We start from the raw sequence: 10040 nt of genomic DNA on the forward strand, positions 1-10040 counted from the left end.
TTCTGTCGCTGCGGTTTGCATTGAGTACATTCCCTTTACATATTTACAGTAAGGCTAAACGCAAAAAATCATGTTGGATAATGCCAATATTGCAGTGTACCCGTACATAATGTATGGGTAAGCATGGATACACGCCTTTTAGAAGACGCTCTGATCCTGTTGGAAGAGCGCAGCCTGACCGCCGCTGCCGCGCGTAGGAATGTAACACAACCCGCCTTCTCACGGCGCATTCGATCCCTTGAACATTGGATTGGAAAAAACTTGCTGGTCCGTGAGGCCAACCGGGTAGAGCTGTCTCCGACACTGCTACAAAGCGAGCCGCAAATTCGATCTCTGCTCGCGCATTTGCGGCGATTGCATGGGCATCTTAATAACCCGGAAGGCATCGGAGAACCGCTGGTGATGGTGACGCAGCACTCGCTTTCCGTATCCGTTGTTCCGGAGATTCTTCGCAAACTCCGCGCGCGTAGCGGATTGCCGCAAATCCGATTGCGCACGCAGAATCAGGTGACAGCGATGTCCACATTCCTGCGCCATGAATGCGACATTCTGGTGAGCTATGAATTCCGCGAGCTGCCCCAGGTGCCTTTTGATGACACGGTTGATCGTTACATCTGGCGGCGGGACACTTTGCTTCCGGTCGTCGGAGGCGCATTAAAACATGAGCTGCAGGAAGGCCAGATCCTACCACCGGATGCCCCCTGCATTGACTTTCCTGCGGACAGCTTTTTCGGGCAGATTGTGTCACTGCATCAGAACAAAGCGGACCGTGCCTGGACAGGAAGATCGGCTGTCGAAAGCGCGTTTTCGGTGGGGATTTCGCAGATGGTCCTGGAAGGAAGCGGCGCTGCCTGGGTGCCTCACTCGCTCATCCAAAATCACATCATTTCCGGCGATGCCGTCATCCTTTCTCCGGAATATGGCCGCCTGCCACTGGATATTGTTCTTTACACCCACGTTTCCAACCCGCGCGGAACAAATTTCCGCAAACTGGTCGCCGAAACAGAGTAACGGCAAAGAAACCTGCAGCATGCCCCCCCTTTGCAACTGCAGACTTGCGGTGTGCCCTAAAGATTTTGAGCCATCATCCAAAAGCGTTCCAACTCTGCCCGGGACCTTTCGATCGAACGGTAGAGTTTTATGTCGATTGAAAGCTCGAATTCCGGTTGGCTGATCTTCTTCAAACTCCCGTCTTTCAACTCTCGATCCGCCGCGCTTTCGGGAAGGAATGCAACGCCAATTCCCGCAAGACAGGCGGACTTAAGCGCCTCGGCAACGGAGTTTTCATAGATAGGGGTCACGTTGTCACTCAGACCACCGCGATCCAGACAGACCTGGGACACGCGGCCCAGAAAACTGTCAGGCGTGTATGACAGGAACGGAACAGGGCCTTCCCCTTCGAAGCTGTACTTGGCACGCCCATCAGCATCGACAACGCTGGCGGCTATGATCCGGTCTTTTGCGATGGTCGAAGACGGGTATCGGTTTTCATCTGAAATCGTCGGCACGGTCGGATGGGAATAGCACAACATAAAGTCAGCGCTTCCGGACAAAATTGCCTCGGCACAGCCCGAGAAATTCTCTGCCACAAGCCTGGACTTAATGGGGCCAAGGTGATCCGACATACGCGTGAGCCATGACGGGAAAAAGGAAATTGCCAAGGTGTGAAGCGCAACAAAGTCCAGCACGGATGCTTCTTGGCGGGACAAACTGCGGATATCGCTTTTGGATTGTTTTAATGCGGCAACCGTGTCGATTGCGGTTTGCTTGAATGCGTGACCTGCTGCCGTAAGCTCAACCGGATGAACGCTCCTGTCAAACAATGGGGTCCCGGTCCAGTTTTCCAGGTTTTTGATCCGCCGCGTGAAAGCCGACTGGCTTATGTTGCGCGCATCCGCCGCACGGGCAAATACCCCCGCAGCTGAAAGGGCCAGGAAATCCTCCAACCAATCTATTTCCACCTGTCTTCTCCTTCCAAAACAGCCCGTAAACGATAGAAGGCTATTGCAATATTCGCAATGCTGTTGTGTCAGTTGTTATGGATGCCCGAAAATGCCATCAGTAAGCTCTGACCTATACGTTAGCGGCGTCTTGGCCCCTCGCATTTGATGCAGGCTGCCAGACCACAAAAAGGTCTCAGATCATGAAACAGCACAGAACAGAATCCGACAGCCTTGGCCCGGTAAAGATCCCGCTGGCAGCAACCTGGGGCAGCCAGACCCAGCGGGCACTGGAAAATTTCCCGATTACGGGGGTGGCGATCAGCCACTATCCGGAATTGATCGTTGGACTGGCGTCGGTCAAAAAGGCCTGTGCTATGGCCAACAAGGACCTGGGTGTCCTGCCCCACCAGAAAGCGTCGGCCATTACGGATGTCTGTGATGCGATCATTGCCGGGGGCCATCATGATCAGTTTGTTGTTGATGTCATGCAGGGCGGTGCTGGTACATCGACCAATATGAATGCCAATGAAGTCATTGCAAATCTTGGGCTGGAAAAACTTGGGGCGGGTCATGGCGATTACAGCCAGCTTCACCCGAATGATGATGTGAACCGGTCACAATCCACAAATGACGTTTACCCGACAGCAATCCGTTTGGCTGTCCTGTCCAGGATCGCCCCTTTGATCGAATCAATGCATCTGCTGACCAAATCCTTCGACCAAAAGGCATGTGAGTTTCAGCACATCATGAAGGTCGGGCGCACCCAGCTTCAGGATGCTGTACCCATGCCACTTGGTGCGGAGTTCCGGGGATATGCCACCACAATCAACGAGGATGCAGACCGGTTGCGCGACTTGTCGCGCCTTCTGACAGAGGTGAACCTTGGAGGCACGGCCATTGGCACCGGCATCAATGCCCCAGAAAGGTTTGGCGAAGCCGCTTTGGCACATCTGCGCGACATTACCGGCGAGCCGCTTCAACTGGCCCCGGACCTGATCGAAGCTTCATCTGATCTGGGTGCCTTTGTGATGTTCTCAAGCACGCTCAAACGGGTCGGCATCAAACTGTCCAAGATCTGCAATGATTTACGCCTGATGTCCTCTGGGCCGCGGGCCGGGCTTGGAGAAATCATTCTGCCCGCGGTTCAGGCAGGATCGTCCATTATGCCTGGCAAGGTAAACCCGGTTATTCCCGAAGTTGTGAACCAGGTCTGCTATCAGGCAATCGGGAATGACCTGACCGTCACAATGGCCGCCGAGGCCGGCCAGTTTCAGCTCAACGCGATGGAGCCTGTCATCATCCATAAAGTGTTGGAAACCATGGGGTCCTTGACCAATGCAATGAATGTGCTGCGCACCCGCTGTGTGGACGGCATCGTTGCGGATGAGATGAGATGCGAGATGTTGCTGAGCAACAGCCTTGTACAAGTCACCGCACTGGCCCCCGTGATCGGATATGAGGCTGCCACCAAACTTGCAAAATATGCACAGGCGCATGGTTTGAACCTGCAGGAGGCCGCAAAGCCCGCTTTGTCAGAAGAGCTTGCCGAGACTGCGTTGCGGCATATTCACGGCAGGGCTGCGGAGATTGCCCAATGAACAGAAACCAATCTCTGCGTATAGGAATCGTTGGCGGCCTGGGTGCCCTAGCCGGGGCCGACTTGCTGAACAGAATTGTTCAAAGGACACCTGTCAGGTCGGAAGAAGACCACAGGGAATTGATATTCCACCAAAAACCGCTACGCGAGCCAGCCTCCCCTAAGGAGATGAGCTACAGCCCCACACATCGGAAGCTCTATGTTTTTGACACACTGTCTCGCATGGAACGGGATGGATGTGACGTGGCGCTGCTTCCATGTTTTGTCACTCATAGCTTTCTGCATGAACTGGAGGACGAACTTGAACTGAGACTGATCAGCATGACAGAGGCAATCGCCGCCGCTGTTGCCGGGCTGGCCCCCAAGCCGAAGAAGATTGGTGTCATCACGACACCTTTTGTCAGGAAAGCCGGTTTATTCGAGAACCTGTTTGGCAGGGATATACAGATCCTTCATCCGCCGGAAGATCTGGAAAGAGCCGTCATGGAGGCCGTATATGGAAGCACCGGCTTCAAAGCAGGAAACCGCAATGAAGACGTTCTCAGACCAATAAATGCCGCCCTGTCCAACCTATTCGAGCAAGGAGCAACCGTGTTTGTTCCCGGTCTTTCTGAACTGCCCCTGTTGCTCAACCAGCTTGACCTTCCAGACAGCATGACGGCCATAGACACGGCGGCGGTTTACGCGGATCACGCCCTGCAGGAGACCCGACCAGACCGCCATCACCGGTTCAAAGTTGGAGTGGTCGGCGGTGTCGGGCCCGCTGCAACCGTTGATTTCCTTGCCAAGCTGGTCAAAGGGACCGAAGCGACCCGCGATCAGGATCACATAAAAGTCTTGGTTGAACAAAATCCGCAAATTCCTGACCGCACCGAAAATCTGGTCGGCACGGGCTCCGATCCGACTGTCGCTCTCTATTCCACCTGCAAAAAACTGGAACGCGGTGGTGCTGACATGCTGGTCATCCCTTGCAACACCGCCCACGCTTATGTCGATCGGATTCAGCGCCACCTTGATATTCCAATCATCAGTATTCTTGCCGCGACCACTGAACACATCAAAGAAACCACCCCAGAGACGCGTGTGGTCGGGATTCTTGGCACGGACGGCACAATACAAAGTGGCTTGTATCAAAAAGCACTTGATGAGGCAGGTCTTGCCCACATCACTCCCGATGACGATCATCAAAACTTGGTCATGGAGTCAATTTATGGCCCGTCTGGCGTCAAAGCTGGAAATACCGACGGCCTCTGTAAAGAGCAGACTAGCCAGGCCTTTGCCCATCTTGTTGCGCGCGGAGCCGAGGCAATTATTCTCGGCTGTACGGAATTGCCGCTCATCGTGACCGAAAGCGCAGACGCATTGGGGGCGCTTCCTGTCGACCCGACCGATGTGCTCGCCCGCAAATGTGTACAGCTCGCAAAATTCTAGGCGCCACCGATACTCTATCCGACAGGAGAAACGGCATTGCAAATATTGCAATGCCGTTTCTCTATTTGCGCGACCATGACCGGCACGACAGTGTTACCTTGCGGCGACTGCTGGCAGCTCATTCCAGTTGACTGCCATGGAAAGGGAGGACCTATTGATGAATACCAGTCGCAAAACAGGGTTTATGGCACCTTGGAGGAATATGCTTCTTTGGAAGCAAATCGTGATCGCGCTTGTTCTTGGGGTGGTTACGGGCGTACTGCTGAACGCAACCGGAAACGCAGCAATTGCGGGCATGATCAAGAACATTGGAACACTGTTCCTGTCGCTTATCAAAATGCTGATTGTCCCACTGATCTTCGTATCGCTGGTTTGCGGCATGACATCGGTCAGCGACATGGCCCGCATGGGGCGAATTGGCCTGAAGTCGATCATATTCTATTTGGGCACAACTGCATTTGCGATCACAATTGGCCTCGCTTTGGGCCTGCTGCTGCAACCCGGCGCAGGAATTGATCTGAGCACCGCCGCCGCTATGGAGCCCAAGGCATCTCCGCCTTTTATCCAGCAACTTATCGGGATCGTTCCTAAAAACCCGATCGCCGCAGCCGCGGATGGCAACGTGCTTCAGATCATTTTCTTCGCGATTATGTTCGGCCTGGCCATCAACCTGGTGGGTGACGCTGGAAAGCCGGTCAGGGATTTCTTTGAAGCCCTCAATTCGGTCATCTTGAAGCTGACTGAAATTGTGATCAGCTTTGCACCATATGGTGTGTTTGCACTGATGGCCTGGGTCGCCGGAACCTATGGACTTGATTTGTTGCTACCTCTGGGAACCGTGATTGCCGCGCTCTATATTGGTTGCGTTCTGCATGCCGTCATTGTTTATGGCGGGCTTGTTTCGATCCTTGCACGCTTGAACCCAATCCGCTTCTTCCAAGGCATCATCGAGCCGCAGATCGTGGCCTTCACCAGCACCTCCTCTTCGGGAACACTGCCGGTCACGATGACGGCAGTTCAGCAAAACCTTGGCGTGAACCGGTCGGTTGCAAGCTTTACGCTGCCGCTTGGCGCGACAATCAACATGGACGGAACCGCCATGTACCAAGGCGTTGCGGCTCTCTTCGTGGCGCAGGCCTTTGGGATAGAGCTGGGCATGTCGGAATATATCACAATTATTCTGACGTCGACACTTGCCTCCATCGGCACTGCTGGTGTGCCGGGTGCCGGGCTGGTGATGCTTTCGCTGGTTCTGTCCTCGGTCGGTCTGCCTTTGGAAGGTGTCGCCATTATCGCAGGCATCGACCGCATTCTCGACATGGCACGTACATCGCTCAACGTTACCGGCGACGCGGCCTGCACCGTCATTATTGCGAAATCCGAAGATCAACTAGATCTGAATGCCTACGATACGCCCCATGTGCTAAAATCACCCGACGTTTCGCGGGCGTAATTGACAAAGCACATCACTGCGGCCGCCCTGAAAAGGGCGGTCGTTTTTCTGCTCAGGACGTCGCCAGACTATTGCCGTCACCCTCCGCCCCTATCCCAACGCGTAAATTCAATTAAGTTGATCACCCGGCAATGACACAGGTTGGCGGGGAAGACTGGCAGGCCACGCTGACCCTCTCTTTGTTCTGCTCGCTTGAGCGTCTGGACAAAACCGGCGAGCAGGTCTGGAACGCGCTATAGCCCCACGGACGGTTCGGGAATATTTGTCAGATCAGACCAGATTTGCGCGGTCCCGTCGCCCTGTTGATCAGAGAGGCGGATCAGCATGACGCCCAGATCCTGATGCGGCAGGTCATGTAACCGCCGCAACCGCCCTTCGGTTAAATGTCGTTTGACCAGGGTCAGCGGCAACCATGCCACCCCAATGCCATCCAGCGCGTATTCACAGGCGGCAAGGGTCAGAGCGGTTTCCGCCTTTGGGGACAGCATCACGCCTTCGGGCAACAGGGGCAGAATGCTCTGGCTGAACAGGCGCCCCAGGAACACATCCGGGGGATATGAGATGAACGGGATCTCGGCGTCATCGGCGTGGAACGCAAAATCGGGGGACGCCACCGGCACCAATGTATCGCCGCCCAACCGCCGCATTTCAAACGCCTGTGGCACCGCAGGGCCGGGGGTCTCTGGGCGTTCATATGTCATCGCGAAATCTGCCTCGCCGGACAAAAGCAGCATCAGGCAATTGTCCCGGTTACCGGATCGCACCCGCACGGAAATGTCTTGTGACTGGGTCAGTTGCCGCACCACCCATGGCGAGATTGTGGTGGTGATGGCGTGTTGGCACACAAAGGTCACATCCCGCTTCGAACCATCTGCAGCCGCCTTCAGGTCGTGTTGCAGGCGGCGCAGCCGCGCGCCAAGCTCTCGCAATTCAGGTTCCATGGCCTGCACGCCGGGCAGGATGGTGACCGGCTTGCAGGACCGGTCAAACAGGGGCACACCAATGCGCTCTTCGATCAACCGCACCCGCCGCGTGAACGCCGATTGGGTCACAAACCGCCGCTCTGCTGCCCGTGTCAGGGACCCCGTGTCGATCACCGCCAGGATGTCATCAATCCAATCCAACTGCATAATGTCACCATAGCGGCACACTGATATTATGCAAGATATGCATGTTATAGCGCATATTTCGAATTAGATTAGCGGGATTGACCTCCATAAGATGCGAGAAAACCAATTTAGGAGTTTTCTGATGCATCTCGCCCGTTACCCTCGCCGCTTCATCGCCCACCTGCCCACCCCGCTTGAACGTCTGGACCGTCTGACCGCAGAACTCGGCGGCCCGGAAATCTGGATCAAACGTGACGATTGCACCGGCCTGTCCACCGGCGGCAACAAGACCCGCAAGCTGGAATTCCTGATGGCCGAGGCCGAGTTGCAGGGCGCAGAGATGGTGATGACCCAGGGGGCAACCCAATCGAACCATGCCCGCCAAACGGCTGCTTTTGCGGCGAAACTGGGCATGGAATGCCACATCCTTCTGGAAGATCGCACCGGATCCGACAACCACAACTACAATTACAACGGCAACGTTCTGCTGGACCATCTGCATGGTGCCACCACCGAAAAGCGCCCCGGCGGTCTGGACATGAATGCCGAGATGGAAGCGGTCGCCGACAAGCTGCGCGCAGATGGCAAAAAAGTGTACACCATCCCCGGGGGCGGGTCGAACCCGACCGGCGCGCTTGGCTATGTGAACTGCGCGTTTGAGATGCTGGCGCAAGCCAATGATCGCGGGTTGAAGCTTGACCACATCGTTCACGCCACCGGCAGCGCTGGCACGCAGGCGGGGCTGATTGTGGGTCTGAAGGCGATGAACGCACAGATCCCTCTCTTGGGCATCGGCGTGCGGGCGCCCAAACCGAAACAGGAAGAAAACGTCTATAACCTCGCCTGTGCCACCGCCGAGAAGCTGGGCTGTGCCGGTGTCGTGCAGCGCGAAGATGTGGTGGCCAACACCGATTACGTCGGCGAAGGCTACGGCATTCCGACCGAAAGCGGCATCGAGGCGATCCAGATGTTTGCCGAGCTGGAATCGATCCTGCTCGACCCGGTCTATTCCGCCAAGGGGGCCGCAGGTTTCATTGATCTGATCCGCAAAGGTCACTTCAAGAAAGGCGAGCGTGTCGTCTTCCTGCACACTGGCGGTTCGGCTGCGCTCTTTGGCTATGACGCGGCCTTTGATCACAGCAAGCGCTGGGTCGGCTGACGTCAGACAGTATCAGGTGCGCGTGACCTGACGCAGGTTGCGCGCCCCAGTTTCACATTTCCGCAGTCAGGAGCGAACCATGGTGTCGCTGATCAGGTCCCGCTGGGACACCCACTTTGGTGGCATTCTTTTGGTGTGCGTCATCGCCGCCGCCGCGACCTTTCTGTCCGAACATTACGGCGCGCCTGCGATGCTGTTTGCTCTTCTGATCGGCATGGCGTTCCACTTCCTTTATGACGATCAGAAATTCACCCCGGGGCTGGAGTTTTCCGCCAAAACATTGCTGCGATTTGGGGTCGGCCTGTTGGGCCTGCGTCTGAGCATTGGGGATGTGGAAAGTGTCGGGCTGGGCGCGGTGGGTGCGGTTGTCGGCTTTGTCATGGCAACATTGGCCTGCGGGGCAATCCTCTCCTTTCTCTTCGGTCGCAAGCTGGCCTTTGGCCTGTTGGCGGGCGGGTCGGTGGCCATTTGCGGGGCCTCAGCCGCGCTTGCCATCACCTCGGTTCTGCCCGCGAAAGATGACCGCGAACAGGACACGCTGTTTGTTGTGATCGGCGTCACCGCCCTGTCGACCATCGCGATGATTGCCTATCCGATCCTGTTTGCGGCCCTGGGGATGAGCGATCTGGAAAGCGGATTTCTGATCGGGGCAACCATTCACGATGTGGCCCAGGTTGTTGGTGCCGGATATTCGATCAGTGACGAGGCAGGGGTGATTGCGACCTTCGTCAAGATGGTGCGCGTGGCCTTGCTGCCGGTGGTGATGATTGTGGTCATGGCGAGCTTTCGCGGCGCACAAGCCCAGAAGATCACCCTGCCGTGGTTCCTGGTCATGTTTGTCGCGCTGGCGATTTTGACAAACACCGGGCTGGTGCCGCAGGTGATCACCGATGCCATCGCCACCCTGTCCGGTTGGTGTCTGGTCATTGCGATTTCCGCCCTTGGGGTGAAAACCAGCCTTGCCACCATCCTGCGCGTCAAGCCCAGCTATGGGCTGATCCTTGTTGTCGAAACCCTCTTTCTTCTCGCCATTGCCGTGGCTTTTGTCATGGGCTTTGGTTTCTAAGCAACCGAACTGAAAGGACTTGATATGACCGGAATTAAACGTATGAAAAGCTCTGACCGGATGAGCCAGATCGTGACGTGTGGTGAGATGATTTATCTTGCCGGGCAGGTGGCCGCGCCGGGCAGCAGTGTGACTGAACAGACCACCCTTATCCTGGAACAGGTCGACAGCCTGCTGGCAGAGGCCGGGTCTGACAAGGAACACGTTCTTCAGGCGATCATCTGGCTGTCTGACATGGGAGATTTTGCGGAAATGAATGCCGTTTGGGACAGCTGGGTTGCC

General features: G+C 55.9%; 9 protein-coding genes. 7 read left to right on the plus strand and 2 right to left on the minus strand.

Going from position 1 to position 10040, the window contains the following annotated elements:
- The first annotated feature begins 123 nt into the window (after positions 1 to 123).
- On the plus strand, positions 124 to 1011 hold the full coding sequence (locus tag ACP15V_RS15970; protein ID WP_424944708.1) for a LysR family transcriptional regulator: 888 nt from the start codon (positions 124 to 126) through the stop codon (positions 1009 to 1011).
- Positions 1012 to 1067: 56 nt separating this feature from the next.
- On the opposite strand, the gene ACP15V_RS15975 is transcribed toward ACP15V_RS15970, so the two are convergent.
- Positions 1068 to 1961 carry a LysR family transcriptional regulator gene (locus ACP15V_RS15975; RefSeq protein ID WP_424944709.1) on the minus strand — a complete coding sequence of 298 codons (894 nt, stop codon included), beginning with the start codon at positions 1959 to 1961 and terminating at the stop codon, positions 1068 to 1070.
- 182 nt (positions 1962 to 2143) lie between these two features.
- On the opposite strand from ACP15V_RS15975, the gene ACP15V_RS15980 reads away from it, so the two are divergent.
- The 3 genes from ACP15V_RS15980 to ACP15V_RS15990 all read left to right on the plus strand — a co-directional run bounded on the left by ACP15V_RS15980 (position 2144) and on the right by ACP15V_RS15990 (position 6424).
- The gene (locus tag ACP15V_RS15980; protein ID WP_424944710.1) at positions 2144 to 3541 is read left to right on the plus strand and encodes an aspartate ammonia-lyase; all 1398 of its coding nucleotides are present in this window, start codon (positions 2144 to 2146) and stop codon (positions 3539 to 3541) included.
- Entirely contained in the window at positions 3538 to 4971 is a 1434-nt protein-coding gene (locus tag ACP15V_RS15985; RefSeq protein WP_424944711.1) for an amino acid racemase, read from the plus strand. The genes ACP15V_RS15980 and ACP15V_RS15985 overlap by 4 nt, the downstream gene beginning before the upstream one ends.
- Positions 4972 to 5128: 157 nt before the next feature.
- The gene (locus ACP15V_RS15990; RefSeq protein ID WP_424944712.1) at positions 5129 to 6424 is read left to right on the plus strand and encodes a dicarboxylate/amino acid:cation symporter; all 1296 of its coding nucleotides are present in this window, start codon (positions 5129 to 5131) and stop codon (positions 6422 to 6424) included.
- A gap of 233 nt (positions 6425 to 6657) precedes the next feature.
- Here ACP15V_RS15990 and ACP15V_RS15995 read toward each other — a convergent pair whose 3' ends face one another.
- Positions 6658 to 7554: a LysR family transcriptional regulator gene (locus ACP15V_RS15995; RefSeq protein WP_424944713.1), complete on the minus strand. Its 897-nt coding sequence runs from the start codon at positions 7552 to 7554 to the stop codon at positions 6658 to 6660.
- Positions 7555 to 7675: 121 nt separating this feature from the next.
- Between ACP15V_RS15995 and ACP15V_RS16000 the strand changes: the two genes are divergently transcribed.
- The 3 genes from ACP15V_RS16000 to ACP15V_RS16010 all read left to right on the plus strand — a co-directional run.
- Positions 7676 to 8692: a D-cysteine desulfhydrase gene (locus tag ACP15V_RS16000; RefSeq protein ID WP_424943835.1), complete on the plus strand. Its 1017-nt coding sequence runs from the start codon at positions 7676 to 7678 to the stop codon at positions 8690 to 8692.
- A gap of 79 nt (positions 8693 to 8771) precedes the next feature.
- Positions 8772 to 9758 (plus strand): YeiH family protein, encoded by a 987-nt coding sequence (locus tag ACP15V_RS16005; RefSeq protein WP_424943836.1) that lies wholly within the window; start codon positions 8772 to 8774, stop codon positions 9756 to 9758.
- A gap of 24 nt (positions 9759 to 9782) precedes the next feature.
- Positions 9783 to 10040, plus strand: a 258-nt coding sequence (locus tag ACP15V_RS16010; protein ID WP_424943837.1) for a RidA family protein, incomplete at its 3' end; no start/stop codon positions are given.

Source organism: Aliiroseovarius crassostreae, assembly GCF_049803815.1.
Lineage (GTDB): Bacteria > Pseudomonadota > Alphaproteobacteria > Rhodobacterales > Rhodobacteraceae > Aliiroseovarius > Aliiroseovarius crassostreae_A.

Coding starts and splice junctions, on each gene's coding strand:
- ACP15V_RS15970 (WP_424944708.1), top strand. CDS start 124: ATGGATACACGCCTTTTAGAAGACGCTCTGATCCTGTTGGAAGAGCGC.
- ACP15V_RS15980 (WP_424944710.1), top strand. CDS start 2,144: ATGAAACAGCACAGAACAGAATCCGACAGCCTTGGCCCGGTAAAGATC.
- ACP15V_RS15985 (WP_424944711.1), top strand. CDS start 3,538: ATGAACAGAAACCAATCTCTGCGTATAGGAATCGTTGGCGGCCTGGGT.
- ACP15V_RS15990 (WP_424944712.1), top strand. CDS start 5,129: ATGAATACCAGTCGCAAAACAGGGTTTATGGCACCTTGGAGGAATATG.
- ACP15V_RS15995 (WP_424944713.1), bottom strand. CDS start 7,554: ATGCAGTTGGATTGGATTGATGACATCCTGGCGGTGATCGACACGGGG.
- ACP15V_RS16000 (WP_424943835.1), top strand. CDS start 7,676: ATGCATCTCGCCCGTTACCCTCGCCGCTTCATCGCCCACCTGCCCACC.
- ACP15V_RS16005 (WP_424943836.1), top strand. CDS start 8,772: ATGGTGTCGCTGATCAGGTCCCGCTGGGACACCCACTTTGGTGGCATT.